This window comes from Pseudomonas sp. A6 (genome assembly GCF_052367875.1).
In the GTDB taxonomy this organism is placed as follows: domain Bacteria; phylum Pseudomonadota; class Gammaproteobacteria; order Pseudomonadales; family Pseudomonadaceae; genus Pseudomonas; species Pseudomonas citronellolis.
On the sequence record NZ_CP198970.1, the window covers coordinates 1,911,154 to 1,928,281 of the forward strand.

Sequence of the window (17,128 nt, forward strand, 5' to 3'; positions counted from 1 at the left end):
TGGAGGAATCATGACCGCCGCCCGCTACCCGCACCTGCTCGCGCCCCTGGACCTGGGCTTCACCACCCTGCGCAACCGCACCCTGATGGGCTCGATGCACACCGGCCTGGAAGAGAAGCCCAACGGCTTCGAACGCATGGCCGCCTATTTCGCCGAGCGCGCCCGCGGCGGCGTCGGCCTGATGGTCACCGGCGGCATCGGCCCGAACGAGGAAGGCGGCGTGTACGCCGGCGCGGCCAAGCTGACCACCGCCGAGGAAGCCGAGAAACACAAGGTCGTCACCCAGGCGGTGCACGAGGCCGGCGGCAAGATCTGCATGCAGATCCTCCACGCCGGGCGCTACGCCTACAGCCCGAAATCCGTGGCGCCCAGCGCCATCCAGGCGCCGATCAACCCGTTCAAGCCGCGCGAGCTGGACGAGGAGGGCATCGAGAAGCAGATCACCGACTTCGTCAACTGCTCCAGCCTGGCCCAGCAGGCCGGCTACGACGGCGTCGAGATCATGGGATCGGAAGGCTACTTCATCAACCAGTTCCTGGTCGCCCACACCAACCAGCGCACCGACCGCTGGGGCGGCAGCTACGAGAACCGCATGCGCCTGCCGGTGGAGATCGTCCGCCGCGTGCGCGAGGCGGTGGGGCCGAACTTCATCATCATCTACCGCCTGTCGATGCTCGACCTGGTGGAAGGCGGCAGCACCTGGGACGAGATCGTCCTGCTGGCCAAGGCCATCGAGCAGGCCGGCGCCACCCTGATCAACACCGGCATCGGCTGGCACGAGGCGCGCATCCCGACCATCGCCACCAAGGTGCCGCGCGCGGCCTTCACCAAGGTCACCGCCAAGCTGCGCGGCGAGGTGGGCATCCCGCTGGTCACCACCAACCGCATCAACACCCCGGAAGTGGCCGAGCAGGTGCTGGCCGAGGGCGACGCCGACATGGTCTCCATGGCCCGGCCGTTCCTCGCCGACCCGGACTTCGTCAACAAGGCCGCCGAAGGCCGCGCGGACGAGATCAACACCTGCATCGGCTGCAACCAGGCCTGCCTGGACCACACCTTCGGCGGCAAGCTGACCAGTTGCCTGGTCAACCCGCGCGCCTGCCACGAGACCGAGCTGAACTACATCCCCACCACCCACGTGAAGAAGGTCGCCGTGGTGGGCGCCGGCCCGGCCGGCCTGGCCGCCGCCACCGTGGCCGCCGAGCGTGGCCACCAGGTGACTCTGTTCGACGCCGGCGGCGAGATCGGCGGGCAGTTCAACGTGGCCAAGCGCGTGCCGGGCAAGGAAGAGTTCTACGAGACCCTGCGCTACTTCAAGCGCAAGCTGGAGACCACCGGCGTCGACCTGCGCCTGAACACCCGCGTGTCGGTCGGCGACCTAGCCAAGGGCGGCTTCGACGAGATCCTCCTGGCCACCGGCATCGTCCCGCGCACCCCGGCCATCCCCGGCATCGACAGCCCGAAGGTGATCAGCTACCTGGACGCCATCCTCGAGCGCAAGCCGGTGGGGCAGAAAGTGGCGGTGATCGGCGCCGGCGGCATCGGCTTCGACGTCTCCGAGTACGTCACCCACGACGGCGAATCCACCAGCCTCGATCGCCACGCCTTCTGGAAGGAGTGGGGCATCGACGAGAACCTGGAGGCCCGCGGCGGCGTCGCCGGCATCCAGCCGCACCCGCATGCCGCGGCGCGCCAGGTGTTCCTGCTGCAGCGCAAGAAGTCCAAGGTCGGCGACGGCCTGGGCAAGACCACCGGCTGGATCCACCGTACCGGGCTGAAGAACAAGCGGGTGCAGATGCTCAACAGCGTGGAGTACCTCAAGGTCGACGACGCCGGCCTGCATATCCGCATCGCCGAGGGCGAGCCGCAGGTGCTGCCGGTGGACACCGTGATCGTCTGCGCCGGCCAGGAGCCGCTGCGCGAGCTGCACGACGGCCTGGTCGCCGCCGGGCAGAATGTGCACCTGATCGGCGGCGCCGACGTGGCCGCCGAGCTGGACGCCAAGCGCGCCATCAACCAGGGCTCGCGCCTGGCCGCCGAACTCTGATCCCTTGCCTTTGCCGCCCGGATGCGCTGTCCGGGCGGCAAAGGGCGGAGCCCGTCACAGTTTTCCGTCTGTCGTACGTCGTTTTCTTACGAACGGCCGAGCGACTGCCAACCCAGTCACATTGCCTGCGACATCATTTCCCCTAGACTTGCCCCGGCACCGGTGCGCTCGAGGCCCGGCCGCCGGCCCCTGTGCGGGCCCAACCCTGTTCGCGACAGTCCAGAGGTCCCGTCATGAGCCTGCAGAAGAAGCCTCAGATGGTCGAGGCCGTGGCCTTCTTCGATGAGCGAGGCATCTGCAAGCAGATGCTCTATCCCGAATTCGAGGCCCTGCTCGACAACGTCGTGCAGATGCACGAGTTCGCCGACCGGCAGATGTGCCTGGCCTATGTGCTGATCAACGCGCGCCTGCAGGTCAAGGCCGCGGTGTTCTTCTACCTGGATTTCGACGAGAACGGCGAGGCCGACCGCGGCTGGAACCTGCCGCTGCGCCAGCTCGCCGACCGCGCCGGGCGCGGCCCGGACATGGGCGCCGGGCCCATCCGCCTGGCCTGCCGCAGCCAGTGCCCGGTGTCCTGGCACCAGATGCACCTGTGGGACCCGAGCCTGGTGACGGGCAACAACCACCTGGTGATGCTGCGCGACGCGATCCGGCGCAACCACCTCGGCCTGCTGGTCGAGGAGGAGCCCGTCGCCGTCGAGCCGCAGCGCCTGAAGGTCGCCGCCGAGCACCAGTGGTACGCGACGCCGGCGCAGGACCCGCAGGAGCAGGCCGAGAAGCTGGCCCAGGCGATGCTGGAAGAACACCGGCAGAAGACCGCCGAGCTGCTCGGCCAGCAGGCCTCGCGCCTGTCCACCCTGAGCCAGCAGCACGAGCAGGAGCTGCAGCGCCTGCGCCTGGGCGCCGAGGAACAGGTCAAGGTGCTGCAGGCCGAGCTGGCCGCGCTGCGCGAAGGGCTCAAGCGCGAGGAAGAGATCAATGCCGGCCTGCGCCGCGAGCTGGATGAGCGGGTGGACGGCTTCCAGCGCGGCCGTGAGGAACTGACCGCGCAACTGCGCAGCATCGAGCAGCAGGGGCGCGCGGAGCTGGAGGAACTGCGCACGCAGTTCGAGGGCGAGGCCGATGCGAAGGTCGCGGTGGTGATCGCCCAGTACAAGGAACAGCTGGCGCTGCGCGATGCCGAACTGAGCTACCGCAACGAACTGGACCGCCAGCTGCAGCAGGACAACGAGGCCCTGCGCCGCGAACTGGCCGCCCAGGCGGCGCGGGCGGAGAGCGATGCGCTGCTGGAGAAGTTGACCTCGCTCGGGGTGATCTTCGTGGTCTATCATCCCGGCGCCGGGCACCTGACCATTCCGCTGCAGGACATCCCGCGCTACCAGGAAAACCCCATGGCCTACGCCGCCGCCAAATGCTTCGTCTCCGAAGCCCAGTACTGCCAGTGGCTGGCCCATTACCAGCAGCCAACCTGCGACGGCCGCCTGTCCAACGGCGAACGCTGCGCGCTGCCGGTCGACCGCGTGGACACCCCGGGCCGCTTCGTCGACGGCGACAGCAACTGCTGTGCCCGGCACAAGACCAGCGGCGGCCTGCGTGGCGTGACCGCGGGCTAGGTGGCTGCCCTGCGATTCCCCGACTGGTGCCCGCTACCCCCTTTGCAACAGCTGCGCCTCGATTGGCTGGAACAAGCTGGCGTCGAGCTGGCGCTGTTGCGCCTGGACCTGGTCGATGAGCGGGTGTCCGGCAACAAGTGGTTCAAGCTGGCGCCCTACCTGCGCCAGGCCGCCGAACAGGGCCTGGAAGGCCTGATCAGCCTGGGCGGCGCCCATTCCAACCACCTGCACGCCCTGGCCGCCGCCGGCCAGCGCTTCGGCTTCGCCACCGTTGGCCTGCTGCGCGGAAACGAGCAGGACACGCCCACGGTGCGCGACCTGCGCGCCTGGGGCATGCAACTACACTGGCTCGGCTACGCCGGCTACCGCGAGCGCCATGCCGAAGGTTTCTGGGCTCCCTGGCGCGAACGCTACCCGCGCCTGCTGGCGGTGGACGAGGGCGGCGGCGGTTTGCACGGCGCGCTGGGTTGCGCGCCGTTGGTGGAACAGTTGGGTGTGCAATTGCTGGGCATTGGCTGGAACGGTTACGACCAGCTCTGGGCTGCCTGTGGCACTGGCACCACCCTGGCCGGGCTGGTGCTGGGCGAGCAGGGCGCGCACCCGCTGATCGGCGCCCTGGCGGTACCTCCCGGCCATGGCGTGGAAGCCATGCTGCCGCGGCTGCTGGCCGAGGCGGGGCGTGAAGACGCCGGTTATCGCCTACTGGACGCCAGCCGCGGCGGTTTCGGCAAGGTGGATGCCGAGCTGGTGCGGTTCATGGCCGATTTCGAGGCGGCGACCGGTGTACCGCTGGAGCCGCTGTACACCGGCAAGCTGCTGCTGGTCCTGCATGATGAGGTAAGCGCCAGGCGGGTGCCCCGCGGCAGCCGCCTGGTTGCCGTGCACAGCGGCGGCCTGCAGGGTAGGCGGGCGATGGAAGAGCGCTTGGGGCGATTGCCGTAGGGCATTCGTTCGTGCCGGACGGATATATCGGCGCGGATCGCGGATGAGATCCGCTCCTACGACCCACCCACGTCATTCGCGCGCCCTGCGCGCGGAATCGCGGGCAGGGCCCGCTCCTACAGGTGTAGGCCGTACTCCACGGCGAACACGTAGGGCACGGATATAGGCGCGACTGTCTTGCCGACCGCGCCGCGGTGCTCTTCGTAGGAGCGAGCTTGCTCGCGAACAGATTCCCCAGCGGGGCTCATTCGCGAGCAAGCTCGCTCCTACGAGAAGCCATGCTCCTCTCAATGGGAATACCCGTTATGCACCCTTGGCCACTGGTCACCGACCAGGAACAGCCGTTCGGCCTCGTACCATTCCCCCTGCTGTTCCTCCAGACGCACCAGCAACTGCGGGAAAGCATCCGCCGGCAGTTGCGCCAACCAGGCATCGAAGCGTTCCGGCGTCCAGCTCTGCTCCGCGGCCTTGCGCGCCGGAGCCAGCCATTCGCTGCGCGGCAGCGGCTGCCAGCGCCCCGTGCCCTGGGCGCGGTACAGGGGCCAGTGGCGGCGGTGCAGCCAGGAGCCGCTCAGGTGCTCGGGGTTGGCGCCCTCCGGCGCCGCGCACTCGCCGGGCCAGGGGTAGAACAGGTAGCCGCCCAGCCAGAGCGCGGCTTGCACCGGGGCGCTGCTGAAACCGGCGATCAGGGCGCGGCCGCGTGGGGTGGAGGAGAGCGGCAACTGGTGCTCGCGCAGGTGGCGCAGCTTGTTCGCCAGGCGGTCCTCGGCGCCGGGGCCGAGCCAGTCGTCCGGGCCTTCGCGGCTGGGGCCCAGGTAGAGCTTGATGGCCAGTTCCAGGTGATGCAGGCCGTCGTCGTCCTCCAGCAGCAGGTCCAGCTCGCCCAGGGTGTGGCCGTTGTCGCGCACCGCCAGGTTGGCGCCGAGCAGGCGCAGGTCGGGGGCCTGCTGCAGGGCGAACTGCCAGAGGCGTTCGTAGTAGCGGCCCAGGCGTTGTTGCGGCGAACTCTGCAACCAGGCCTGCAACGCTTCGCTGTGCCTTTCCTGTTCGCGCAGCCAGTCGCCCAGAAGCCGCGGTTCGGCCAGCCAGCGGCTCGCCGCCAGCGGATGGCGCAGGGGCAGGGCGCCGGCATCCAGCAGGGGTTCGCCGAGCAGGGTCCAGGCGAGGTCGCGTACCGCGGGTTGGCGCAGTTCGGCTAGCAGCTCATCGAGCAGGTAGGCGGTCGACTTCATCCGTGCAGCCTAGCCGAACGCCCGCGCTGGTGCGCGGGTTTGCCGCTGTTCGGGGGTTTCCCCCATAATTCCGGGCACTACCCGCTCGCACCCGCCGCCTGGAGTCTCATGGAATCCTTTCGCAATATCGGCATCATCGGCCGCCTCGGCAGCACCCAGGTGCTGGAAACCATCCGCCGGCTGAAGCGCTTCCTGACCGAGCGGCACCTGCATGTGATCCTCGAGGACACCATCGCCGAAGTCCTGCCCGGCCACGGCCTGCAGACCTGCTCGCGGAAGATCATGGGCGAGATCTGCGACCTGGTCATCGTCGTCGGCGGCGACGGCAGCATGCTCGGCGCGGCGCGCGCGCTGGCCCGCCACAAGGTGCCGGTGCTGGGCATCAACCGCGGCAGCCTGGGCTTCCTCACCGACATCCGCCCGGACGAGCTGGAAACCAAGGTGGACGAGGTGCTCGGCGGCCAGTACATCGTCGAAAGCCGCTTCCTGCTCGACGCCCAGGTGCGCCGCCACGGCGAATCCATCGGCCAGGGCGACGCGCTCAACGACGTGGTGCTGCACCCCGGCAAGTCGACGCGGATGATCGAGTTCGAGCTGCACATCGACGGCCAGTTCGTCTGCAGCCAGAAGGCCGACGGCCTGATCGTCGCCACGCCCACCGGCTCCACCGCCTACTCGCTGTCCGCCGGCGGGCCGATCATGCATCCGAAGCTGGACGCCATCGTCATAGTGCCGATGTACCCGCACACCTTGTCCAGCCGGCCGATCGTGGTCGATGGCAACAGCGAGCTGAAGATCGTGGTGTCGCCGAACATGCAGATCTACCCGCAGGTCTCCTGCGACGGGCAGAACCACTTCACCTGCGCGCCGGGCGACATGGTCACGGTGAGCAAGAAGCCGCAGAAGCTGCGCCTGATCCACCCGATCGACCACAACTACTACGAGGTCTGCCGGACCAAGCTCGGCTGGGGCAGCCGGCTGGGGAGCAGCGAGTGAGCGAACTCGACCCGGGCCGTGGCTACGACCTGATCGGCGACGTCCACGGCTGCGCACACACCCTCGACCGCCTGCTGGAGCGGCTGGGCTACCAGCTGCACGGCGGCGTCTGGCGCCACCCGCGGCGCCAGGCGCTGTTCCTCGGCGACATCGTCGACCGCGGCCCGCGCATCCGCGAGGCCCTGCACCGGGTGCACGACATGGTCGCCGCCGGCGAGGCCCTGTGCATCATGGGCAACCACGAGTACAACCTGCTCGGCTGGTCCACCCCGGCGGCGCCGGGCAGCGGCCGCCAGTACCTGCGCGAGCACACCCCGCGGCACGCGCGGCTGATCCAGGAAACCCTGGATCAGTTCGAGGGCCACCCCGGCGACTGGCGCGACTTCCTCGGCTGGTTCCGGCGTCTGCCGCTGTTCCTCGACGCCGGGCGCTTCCGCATGGTCCACGCCTGCTGGGACAACGAGCTGATCGACTCGCTGCGCCGGCAGTTCCCCGATGGGCGCATCGACGAGGCCTTCCTACAATCCTCCGCCGAGCACGGCAGCTTCGCCTACCAGGTGTGCAACCGCCTGCTGCGCGGCACCGACATGCGCCTGCCCAACGGCATGACGCTGACCGGCAGCGACGGCTTCACCCGCGCGTTCTTCCGCACCAAGTTCTGGGAAGAGGACCGCGAGCCGGAGACCTACGGCGATATTGTCTTCCAGCCCGACGCGCTGCCCGACGAGGTGGCCGCCGAGCGCCTGAGCGCCGAGCAGAAGTCCAGCCTGCTGAGCTACGGCGCCGACGAGCCTTTGCTGTTCGTCGGCCACTACTGGCGCCGCGGCACGCCGGCGCCGATCCGCCCGAACCTGGCCTGCCTGGACTACAGCGCGGTCATGTACGGCAAGCTGGTGGCCTACCGGCTGGACCAGGAAACGCGCCTGCAGCGCGACAAGTTCGTCTGGGTGGACGTGAAGCGTCCGGGAGAGGATGAGTGAGTGCAGTAGTGGCCATGCGCCTGCCCCTGGCGGCGGATCTCGCCGGTTTCGTCGGTCTGCTGCAACGCCTGAACGTGCCCTTCCGGGTCAGCGAGGAGGCCGGCGAACAGGTGCTCTGGGTGCCGGACGAAAGCCTGGCCGAGCAGGTGCGCGACCTCTACCGGCGCTACCCGCAGGGCGACCCCGAGCTGGCTTCCGCGGCCCAACCGCAGCGCCGCGGCCCGGGCTTCCTGGCCCAGGTGCGGGCCAGCAAGGTGACCGCCGCGGTGCTGCTGGTGACCTTCGCGGTCGCTGCCCTGACCCTGCTCGGCGGCAACCCGGACACCCTGCGCTGGTTCACCTTCCAGGACTTCCAGCTGGTCGGCACCGACCGGGTGCTGTTCCAGCCGCTGGCCGAGGGCCTGGCGGCGGGGCAGTGGTGGCGCCTGTTCACGCCCATGCTGATCCACTTCGGCTGGCTGCACCTGGCGATGAACGCCATGTGGTACTGGGAGCTGGGCCGGCGCATCGAATACCGCCAGGGTGGCGTCATGCTGCTGGGCCTGAGCCTGGGCTTCGGCCTGGTGTCCAACGTCGTGCAGTACCTGGCTTCCGGGCCGAGCCTGTTCGGCGGCCTGTCCGGCGTGCTCTACGGCCTGCTCGGGCACTGCTGGATCTTCCAGCTGCTGGCGCCGACCCCGGCCTACCGCCTGCCGAAGGGCGTGGTGGCGATGATGCTGATCTGGCTGCTGGTGTGCCTGTCCGGCGTCATCGACCTGCTGGGCTTCGGCTCCATCGCCAACGGCGCCCACGTCGGCGGGCTGGTGATCGGCTGCCTGACCGGCGCGCTGGGCGGCATGCTGGCGCGCGGGCGCCAGGCCTGATCCCACGCGCGCCGTAGGGCGTACAACCGTTCGCGGTTGTACGCCGTTACACCCGATTCGTCGCCGGCGCCAGGGACGAACCGGGCCGACGATTTCCCGCATGACCGCGAGCAGGCCGGCGGCCACGGCCAACCGACGTATAACGCGGAACGTTATACGCCCTACGTCGATGCCACCGTTTGACCTCTGTTCGTGCGCCAGGCCGCCCGGCCCGGTAGAATGCCGGTTTTGCCCCCAGCAGGAGCCGGCCCCATGTCGTCCTTCGCCGAAACCATCGAGAACATCACCCCGGAAATCTACGAGAGCCTCAAGCTCGCCGTGGAGATCGGCAAGTGGCCGGACGGCCGCAAGCTCACCCAGGAGCAGAAGGAGCTGTGCCTGCAGGCGATGATCGCCTGGGAGCTGCAGAACCTGCCCGAGGACCAGCGCACCGGCTACATGGGTCCGCAGGAGTGCGAGTCCCACGCCGAGGCGATCCCCAACATCCTCTTCTCGTCCAATTCGCTGCACTGATGACCGGGCTTTGATGAAAGAGCTAGGACGCGGCGCCCTGAGCAAGATGTCGGCGCGCCTTGAAAGCCCCGTACAGTACGCCTTCCGCCTCGGCGAGGCGGAAGTGGCGGTCAACCCGCTGATCGGCAAGACCCTGCGCCTGGAGTACCTGGGCGCCATCCACTGCTGCCATTGCGGGCGCAAGACGAAGAAGAGCTTCAGCCAGGGCTACTGCTACCCCTGCTTCACCAAGCTGGCGCAGTGCGACAGCTGCATCGTCAGCCCGGAAAAGTGCCACTACGACGAGGGCACCTGCCGCGAGCCGGCGTGGGGCGAGCGCTTCTGCATGACCGACCACGTGGTCTACCTGGCCAACTCCTCGGGCGTGAAGGTGGGCATCACCCGCGCCACCCAGGTGCCGACGCGCTGGATCGACCAGGGCGCGCGCCAGGCGCTGCCGATCCTGCGGGTGGCCACGCGCCAGCAGTCCGGGCTGGTGGAAGACCTGCTGCGCAGCCAGGTGGCCGACCGCACCAACTGGCGCGCCCTGCTCAAGGGCGAGGCCGAGCCGCTGGACCTGGCGGCCATCCGCGAGCAGCTGTTCGACCACTGCGCCGAGGGCCTGCGCGAGCTGCAGCAGCGCTTCGGCCTGCAGGCCATCCAGCCGGTGAGCGACATCGAGCCGATCGAGATCCGCTACCCGGTGCAGGCCTACCTGGCCAAGATCACCAGCTTCGATCTGGACAAGACGCCGGTGGTGGAGGGTACCCTGCAAGGCATCAAGGGCCAGTACCTGATCTTCGACACCGGCGTCATCAATATCCGTAAGTACACAGCTTATCAGCTAGCCATCAGCTATAAGCCTCAAGCGGCAAGCTGAGCCGGCGAACCATGAACTTGCGGCTTGAAGCTCGAAGCTTGAAGCTGCCCGGAGGGCCACATGCGCACTGATCAACCGAAAGTCATCTACCTCAAGGACTACCAGGCGCCCGAGTACCTGATCGACGAGACCAACCTGACCTTCGAGCTGTACGAGGACCACACCCTGGTCCACGCGCAACTGGTCATGCGCCGCAACCCCGAGCGCGGCGAGGGCCTGCCGCCGCTGGTGCTCGACGGCCAGCAGCTGGAGCTGCAATGGGTGGCCCTGGACGACCGCGTGCTGGAAGAGGGCGACTACCAGTTGGACGAGAACCACCTGACCCTGCAGCCGACCGCCAGGCAGTTCACCGTCGACAGCACCGTGCGCATCCACCCGGAGAAGAACACCGCCCTGGAAGGCCTGTACAAGTCCGGCAAGATGTTCTGCACCCAGTGCGAGGCCGAGGGCTTCCGCAAGATCACCTACTACCTCGACCGCCCGGACGTGATGAGCAGCTTCACCACCACCGTCTCGGCCGAGCAGCACAAGTACCCGGTGCTGCTGTCCAACGGCAACCCGGTGGCCAGCGGTTCGGAAGAGGACGGCCGCCACTGGGCCACCTGGCAGGACCCGTTCAAGAAACCGGCCTACCTGTTCGCCCTGGTCGCCGGCGACCTCTGGGCGGTGGAAGACACCTACACCACCCTGAGCGAGCGCGAAGTCGCCCTGCGCATCTACGTCGAGCCGGAGAACATCGACAAGTGCCAGCACGCCATGGACAGCCTGAAGAAGGCCATGCGCTGGGACGAGAAGGTCTACGGCCGCGAGTACGACCTGGACATCTTCATGATCGTCGCGGTCAACGACTTCAACATGGGCGCCATGGAGAACAAGGGGCTCAACATCTTCAACTCCAGCTGCGTGCTGGCCAAGGCCGAGACCGCCACCGACGCCGCGCACCAGCGCGTCGAGGGCGTGGTGGCCCACGAATACTTCCACAACTGGTCGGGCAACCGCGTGACCTGCCGCGACTGGTTCCAGCTGTCGCTCAAGGAAGGCTTCACCGTGTTCCGCGACAGCGAGTTCTCCGCCGACATGAACTCGCGCACCGTCAAGCGCGTCGAGGACGTGGCCTTCCTGCGCACCAACCAGTTCGCCGAGGACGCCGGCCCCATGGCCCACCCGGTGCGCCCGGACTCGTTCATCGAAATCTCCAACTTCTACACCCTGACCGTCTACGAGAAGGGTTCGGAAGTGGTGCGCATGATCCACACCCTGCTCGGCGCCGAGGGCTTCCGCAAGGGCACCGACCTGTACTTCGAACGGCATGACGGCCAGGCGGTGACCTGCGACGACTTCGTCAAGGCCATGGAAGACGCCAATGGCGTCGACCTGACGCAGTTCAAGCGCTGGTACAGCCAGTCCGGCACCCCGCGCCTGGCGGTGGAGGAAAGCTACGATGCCGCGGCGCAGAGCTACACCCTGACCTTCCGCCAGAGCTGCCCGCCGACCCCGGGCCAGAAGGACAAGCAGCCCTTCGTCATCCCGGTGGAAATGGGCCTGCTGGACCACCTGGGCAACCCGCTGCCGCTGCGCCTGGCCGGCGAGGAACACGCCCACGGCAGCAACCGCGTGCTGCAGGTGACCGAGGCCGAGCAATCCTTCACCTTCGTCGGCCTGGCCGAGAAGCCGCTGCCGTCGCTGCTGCGCGGCTTCTCCGCGCCGGTGAAGCTGAGCTTCCCCTACGACCGCGACCAGCTGATGTTCCTCATGCAGTACGACGAGGACGGCTTCAACCGCTGGGAAGCCGGCCAGCAGTTGTCGGTGCAGGTGCTCCAGGAACTGATCGGCCAGCACCAGCGCGGCGAGCAACTGGTGCTCGACGAGCGACTGATCACTGCCTTCCACACCCTGCTGCAGGACAACGCCCTGGACCAGGCGATGGTCGCCGAGATGCTCTCGCTGCCCAGCGAGGCCTACCTCACGGAGTTGAGCGAGGAAGCCGACGTCGAGGCCATCCACGCCGCCCGCGAGTTCGCCCGCAAGCGCATCGCCGAGGCCCTGCGCGAGCCGCTGTGGCAGCGTTACCAGGCCAACCGCGAAGCCTCGCGCAAGACGCCGTACGTGGCCGAGGCCGAGCACATCGCCCGGCGCAGCCTGCAGAACATCGCGCTGTCCTACCTGATGCTGGTGGGCGGCGATGAAGTGCTGGCGGCCTGCCTCGAGCAGTACGAGGGCTGCGACAACATGACCGAACGCCTGACCGCCCTGGCGGTGCTGGTCAACTCGCCGTACGACGACGAGAAGGCCAAGGGCCTGGAAATGTTCGCCGACTACTTCAAGGACAACCCGCTGGTGATGGACCAGTGGTTCAGCGTGCAGGCCGGCTGCACCCTGCCCGGCGGCCTGGAGCGCGTGCAGGCGCTGATGGGCCACCCGGCCTTCACCCTGAAGAACCCGAACAAGATCCGCGCCCTGATCGGCGCCTTCGCCAACCAGAACCTGGTCAACTTCCACCGCGCCGACGGCGCGGGCTACCGCTTCCTGGCCGACCAGGTGATCATCCTCAACGCGCTCAACCCGCAGATCGCCTCGCGCCTGCTGGCGCCGCTGACCCGCTGGCGCAAGTACGCCCCGGCGCGCCAGGCCCTGATGCGCGCCGAGCTGGAGCGCATCCTGGCCTCCGGCGAGCTGTCCAGCGACGTCTACGAGGTGGTCAGCAAGAGCCTCGCCTGACGCTGCTCCCGGCTGACGAAAAAAGGTGTTATCGGCCCTGCCGGTAACACCTTTTTTTCGCCTGTGGACTTGCTGTCTCGCCAATCGCGCCGAGGCGTTCTTCGTAGGATGGGTTGAGCCTGCGAAACCCATGCGGTGGTGGTGATGGGTATCGCTGCGCTCAACACCATCCTACGGCGGTGCTCCTCCTGCCATGCAGGCCGACAGCGCCGAGGCGCTTTTCGTAGGAGCGAGCTTGCTCGCGAACCCGCCAGTCACTGGGTTATTCCCCTTCGGGCCAGCGCAAGCGCTGTTCGCGATGAAGCCGCGTCCCGCGTTCGCGGGAATGACGGGATATAGATAGGCGTTTCAGGATGACTCTGGACTCGCCGCTAGCTCCGAACGGCCCCCTCTCCCTTCAGGGCGGGGCGCGCAGCCGAGGGTTGGGGAGAGGGTGCTCTAAAGCCCAGCACCTAAAGTCCCCGGCAAACCCCGTTCGCGAGCAAGCTCGCTCCTACAGGAAAGCACCCTCGCGGCGAAAGCCACGCAGCCAGTTCCCAAGTGTTCCCGCGGGAGCTTCCAGGTACCCGGAAATACCCGGAGTGTTACCGTCGGTATCTTTTTTCCTGTCCGCTGGAGGCCGCGTGGCGACTGGGCTGCAGCTTTACCTAGTCCTTTTGGATGACTCCCGCTGCGCTTAACAAAAGATAACGTGCCTTTAATTGTCAGGCTGCAGAAAGGCTGGCATATAACGACCACTCCCTATCCGCCTGCAATAAAAACAAAGAGGTAAGGCTATATGCGTGAGCATCTGCGGCACGCCACCGGCGAGCTGTCCGTGCGTTCGTCCGGGCTCTCGGTTTCCGCCACCCCGTCCCCCCTGCGCAAATCGCTTTCGCTGCTCGGCGCGTTCTCGCTGCTGTGGCTGGCGGCCGCCCCGTTGCATGCCGGTGCGAGCGAAGCGCCGGCCAGCGACACCGATGGCTACGCCATCGCCTCGGCCAAGGCCCCGAGCAGTCTGCTGCTGAGCGTCAGCCACGCCGGCAAGCGCCTGGTGGCGGTCGGCGACCGGGGGCACATCCTCTATTCCGACGACAACGGCAAGACCTGGGCCCAGGCCAAGGTGCCCACCCGCCAGCTGCTGACCGCGGTGTTCTTCGTCAACGACAAGAAGGGCTGGGCGGTCGGCCACGACGCGCAGATCCTCGCCAGCGAGGACGGCGGCGCCACCTGGACGCGCCAGTTCGAAGACCTCAAGCGCGAAGCGCCGCTGCTGGACGTGTGGTTCCAGGACGAGAGCCACGGCCTGGCCGTGGGCGCCTACGGCGCCATGCTGGAAACCCACGACGGCGGCAAGAACTGGGAAGACGTCAGCGAACGCCTGGACAACGAAGACCAGTTCCACCTCAACGGCATCGCCGCGGTGAAGGATTCCGGCCTGCTGGTGGTGGGCGAATCCGGCAGCCTGTTCCGCTCGAAGGACTGGGGCGCCACCTGGGAGAAACTGCAGGGCCCCTACGAGGGTTCGCTGTTCGGCGCCGTCGGCACCGCCCAGCCCGGCACCGTGCTGATCTACGGCCTGCGCGGGCACCTGTTCCGCTCCACCGATTTCGGCGACACCTGGCAACAGGTGGCGCTGCCCATCGCCGGTGACGGCACCCTGGAGTTCGGCCTGGCCGAAGGCTCGCTGCTGCCCGATGGCAGCATCGCCGTGGTCGGCAACAGCGGCAGCGTGCTGGTGAGCAAGGACGACGGCCGCACCTTCAACATCTTCAACCGGCCCGACCGCCTGGCGCTGGCCGGGGTCGGCGCGGCCGGCGACGGCAACCTGGTCCTGGTCGGCCAGGGCGGCATCCACCTGGCTTCGGCGACCGGCGCCGAGCTGACAGAACAACAATGAGCCGGGGAAGCCCTATGAACGCAGTCAACTCGCATCACCAGGACAAGGCGACCCTGCTCGAACGCCTGATCTTCAACAACCGCCCGGTCGTGATCGTCATCTGCCTGCTGGTGACCCTGTTCCTCGCCTTCCAGGCGACCCAGGTACGGCCGTCCACCAGCTTCGAGAAGATGATCCCGCTCAAGCACCCGTTCATCCAGAACATGCTGAGCCACATCAACGACCTCTCCAACCTCGGCAACACCGTGCGCATCTCGGTGGAAGCGGTGAACGGCGACATCTTCACCAAGGAATACATGGACACCCTGCGGCAGATCCATGACGAGGTGTTCTACATCCCCGGCGTCGACCGTTCCGGCCTGAAGTCGCTGTGGAGCCCCAGCGTGCGCTGGACCGAGGTGACGGAAGAGGGCTTCGCCGGCGGCGAGGTCATCCCGCAGACCTACGACGGCTCGGCCAAGGCCCTGGACAAGCTGCGCGACAACGTCCTCAAATCCGGCCAGATCGGCCGCCTGGTGGCGAACAACTTCAAGTCCAGCATCGTCGACGTGCCGCTGCTGGAGGTCTACCCCGACGCCCAGGACCAGAGCAAGCTGCTGAAGCTGGACTACCGCCAGTTCTCCCATGAGCTGGAAGAGAAGATCCGCGACAAGTACCAGGCGCAGAATCCGAACGTGAAGATCCACATCGTCGGCTTCGCCAAGAAGGTCGGCGACCTGATCGACGGCCTGGTCATGGTGGTGGGCTTCTTCGGCATCTGCTTCGTCATCACCCTGGTGCTGCTGCTGTGGTTCACCAAGTGCGTGCGCTCCACCATCGCCGTGCTCTCCACCACCCTGGTGGCGGTGATCTGGCAACTCGGCCTGCTGCACACCATCGGCTTCGGGCTGGACCCGTACTCGATGCTGGTGCCCTTCCTGATCTTCGCCATCGGTATTTCCCACGGGGTGCAGAAGATCAACGGCATCGCCCTGCAGTCCAGTGACGCGGAAACCCCGCTGCTGGCCGCTCGGCGCACCTTCCGCCAGCTGTTCCTGCCGGGCATGATCGCCATCCTCGCCGACGCCGTGGGCTTCATCACCCTGCTGGTGATCGATATCGGGGTGATCCGCGAACTGGCCATCGGCGCTTCCATCGGCGTGGCGGTGATCGTCTTCACCAACCTGATCCTGCTGCCGGTGGCGATCTCCTACATCGGCATCAGCAAGCGCGCCGTGGAGCGCAGCAAGAAGGACGCGGTGCGCGAGCATCCGTTCTGGCGCCTGCTGTCCAACTTCGCCAGCGCCAAGGTGGCGCCCATCTCCATCCTGATCGCCCTGGTGATGTTCGCCGGCGGCCTCTGGCAGGGCCACCACCTGAAGATCGGCGACCTCGACCAGGGCGCCCCGGAACTGCGTCCGGACTCGCGCTACAACCTCGACAACGACTTCATCATCCGCAACTACTCCACCAGCTCCGACGTGCTGGTGGTGATGGTCGAGTCGGCGGCCGAGGGCTGCTCCGCGCACCAGACGCTGCAGGCCATCGACGAGCTGTCGTGGAAGCTGGAGAACACCGAGGGCGTGCAGTCGGCCATCTCCCTGGTCACCGTGTCCAAGCAGGTGATCAAGGGCATGAACGAGGGCAACCTGAAGTGGGAGACCCTGTCGCGCAACAAGGACGTGCTGAACAACTCCATCAGCCGCGCCGACGGCCTGTACAACAGCGCCTGCTCGCTGGCGCCGCTGCTGGTGTTCCTCAACGACCACAAGGCCGAGACCCTCGACCGCGCCGTGCTCGCCGTGCAGGAGTTCGCCAAGGACCACGAGAAGGATGACCTGAAGTTCAAGCTCGCCGCGGGCAACGCCGGCATCGAGGCGGCCACCAACGAGGTGATCAAGCAGTCCGAGCTGATCATCCTGGTGCTGGTGTATATCTGCGTGGCGGTCATGTGCATGATCACCTTCCGCTCCTTCACCGCGACCCTCTGCATCGTCCTGCCGCTGATCCTCACCTCGGTGCTGGGCAACGCGCTGATGGCCACCCTCGGCATCGGCGTGAAGGTGGCGACGCTGCCGGTGATCGCCCTCGGCGTGGGCATCGGCGTGGACTACGGGATCTACATCTACACCCGCCTGGAGTCCTTCCTGCGCCAGGGCCTGTCGCTGCAGGAGGCCTACTACGAGACGCTGAAGTCCACCGGCAAGGCCGTGCTGTTCACCGGCCTGTGCCTGGCCATCGGCGTGGCCACCTGGATCTTCTCGGCGATCAAGTTCCAGGCCGACATGGGCCTGATGCTGACCTTCATGCTGCTGTGGAACATGTTCGGCGCGCTCTGGCTGCTGCCGGCCCTGGCCCGCTTCCTGATCAACCCGGAGAAGGTCCGGGCGAAGAAGGCGTCGATCCTGGTCCACTGATCCTGGCGTGACCCAGAAAACCGCGGCTTCGGCCGCGGTTTTTTTTGCTCGCCGGGGCGACGGCGGGCGGATCCGCGGACGGGAAATATC

12 protein-coding genes are annotated in these 17,128 nt (G+C 67.4%); 11 read left to right on the forward strand and 1 reads right to left on the reverse strand.

Annotation, left to right across the window (positions count from 1 at the left end):
- The first annotated feature begins 10 nt into the window (after nt 1–10).
- The 3 genes from ACTWJ5_RS08720 to ACTWJ5_RS08730 all read left to right on the forward strand — a co-directional run bounded on the left by ACTWJ5_RS08720 (nt 11) and on the right by ACTWJ5_RS08730 (nt 4,602).
- The gene (locus tag ACTWJ5_RS08720; protein WP_444438186.1) at nt 11–2,047 is read left to right on the forward strand and encodes an oxidoreductase; all 2,037 of its coding nucleotides are present in this window, start codon (nt 11–13) and stop codon (nt 2,045–2,047) included.
- A gap of 233 nt (nt 2,048–2,280) precedes the next feature.
- Nucleotides 2,281–3,660, forward strand: coding sequence for a chromosome partitioning protein ParA (locus tag ACTWJ5_RS08725; protein WP_074984763.1), 1,380 nt, complete (start codon nt 2,281–2,283; stop codon nt 3,658–3,660).
- A gap of 42 nt (nt 3,661–3,702) precedes the next feature.
- On the forward strand, nt 3,703–4,602 hold the full coding sequence (locus ACTWJ5_RS08730; protein WP_083426850.1) for a 1-aminocyclopropane-1-carboxylate deaminase/D-cysteine desulfhydrase: 900 nt from the start codon (nt 3,703–3,705) through the stop codon (nt 4,600–4,602).
- Nucleotides 4,603–4,889: 287 nt separating this feature from the next.
- Here ACTWJ5_RS08730 and ACTWJ5_RS08735 read toward each other — a convergent pair whose 3' ends face one another.
- Nucleotides 4,890–5,834 (reverse strand): DUF1853 family protein, encoded by a 945-nt coding sequence (locus ACTWJ5_RS08735; RefSeq protein ID WP_074984761.1) that lies wholly within the window; start codon nt 5,832–5,834, stop codon nt 4,890–4,892.
- Between the two features lie 108 nt (nt 5,835–5,942).
- On the opposite strand from ACTWJ5_RS08735, the gene ACTWJ5_RS08740 reads away from it, so the two are divergent.
- The 8 genes from ACTWJ5_RS08740 to ACTWJ5_RS08775 all read left to right on the forward strand — a co-directional run bounded on the left by ACTWJ5_RS08740 (nt 5,943) and on the right by ACTWJ5_RS08775 (nt 17,038).
- Nucleotides 5,943–6,830 carry an NAD(+) kinase gene (locus ACTWJ5_RS08740; protein ID WP_074984758.1) on the forward strand — a complete coding sequence of 296 codons (888 nt, stop codon included), beginning with the start codon at nt 5,943–5,945 and terminating at the stop codon, nt 6,828–6,830.
- Entirely contained in the window at nt 6,827–7,810 is a 984-nt protein-coding gene (locus ACTWJ5_RS08745) for a metallophosphoesterase (protein WP_009621082.1), read from the forward strand. The genes ACTWJ5_RS08740 and ACTWJ5_RS08745 overlap by 4 nt, the downstream gene beginning before the upstream one ends.
- A 14-nt stretch (nt 7,811–7,824) precedes the next feature.
- Complete coding sequence (locus ACTWJ5_RS08750) at nt 7,825–8,673, forward strand: rhomboid family intramembrane serine protease (protein WP_444439562.1); 849 nt, start codon at nt 7,825–7,827, stop codon at nt 8,671–8,673.
- 252 nt (nt 8,674–8,925) lie between these two features.
- Nucleotides 8,926–9,186 (forward strand): YeaC family protein, encoded by a 261-nt coding sequence (locus ACTWJ5_RS08755; protein ID WP_116425720.1) that lies wholly within the window; start codon nt 8,926–8,928, stop codon nt 9,184–9,186.
- A 13-nt stretch (nt 9,187–9,199) separates the two neighbouring features.
- Nucleotides 9,200–10,045 (forward strand): DUF2797 domain-containing protein, encoded by an 846-nt coding sequence (locus ACTWJ5_RS08760; protein ID WP_249919198.1) that lies wholly within the window; start codon nt 9,200–9,202, stop codon nt 10,043–10,045.
- 60 nt (nt 10,046–10,105) lie between these two features.
- Entirely contained in the window at nt 10,106–12,763 is a 2,658-nt protein-coding gene (gene pepN, locus ACTWJ5_RS08765) for an aminopeptidase N (RefSeq protein ID WP_444438190.1), read from the forward strand.
- A 778-nt stretch (nt 12,764–13,541) separates the two neighbouring features.
- Nucleotides 13,542–14,642, forward strand: a complete 1,101-nt coding sequence (locus ACTWJ5_RS08770) for a WD40/YVTN/BNR-like repeat-containing protein (RefSeq protein WP_116425723.1) — start codon at nt 13,542–13,544, stop codon at nt 14,640–14,642.
- Nucleotides 14,643–14,656: 14 nt separating this feature from the next.
- A complete protein-coding gene (locus ACTWJ5_RS08775; protein WP_249919201.1) occupies nt 14,657–17,038 on the forward strand; it encodes an efflux RND transporter permease subunit in 2,382 nt (793 codons plus the stop codon).
- Nucleotides 17,039–17,128 lie beyond the last annotated feature (90 nt).

Coding starts and splice junctions, on each gene's coding strand:
- ACTWJ5_RS08720 (WP_444438186.1), top strand. CDS start 11: ATGACCGCCGCCCGCTACCCGCACCTGCTCGCGCCCCTGGACCTGGGC.
- ACTWJ5_RS08725 (WP_074984763.1), top strand. CDS start 2,281: ATGAGCCTGCAGAAGAAGCCTCAGATGGTCGAGGCCGTGGCCTTCTTC.
- ACTWJ5_RS08735 (WP_074984761.1), bottom strand. CDS start 5,834: ATGAAGTCGACCGCCTACCTGCTCGATGAGCTGCTAGCCGAACTGCGC.
- ACTWJ5_RS08740 (WP_074984758.1), top strand. CDS start 5,943: ATGGAATCCTTTCGCAATATCGGCATCATCGGCCGCCTCGGCAGCACC.
- ACTWJ5_RS08750 (WP_444439562.1), top strand. CDS start 7,825: ATGCGCCTGCCCCTGGCGGCGGATCTCGCCGGTTTCGTCGGTCTGCTG.
- ACTWJ5_RS08755 (WP_116425720.1), top strand. CDS start 8,926: ATGTCGTCCTTCGCCGAAACCATCGAGAACATCACCCCGGAAATCTAC.
- ACTWJ5_RS08760 (WP_249919198.1), top strand. CDS start 9,200: ATGAAAGAGCTAGGACGCGGCGCCCTGAGCAAGATGTCGGCGCGCCTT.
- pepN (WP_444438190.1), top strand. CDS start 10,106: ATGCGCACTGATCAACCGAAAGTCATCTACCTCAAGGACTACCAGGCG.
- ACTWJ5_RS08770 (WP_116425723.1), top strand. CDS start 13,542: ATGCGTGAGCATCTGCGGCACGCCACCGGCGAGCTGTCCGTGCGTTCG.
- ACTWJ5_RS08775 (WP_249919201.1), top strand. CDS start 14,657: ATGAACGCAGTCAACTCGCATCACCAGGACAAGGCGACCCTGCTCGAA.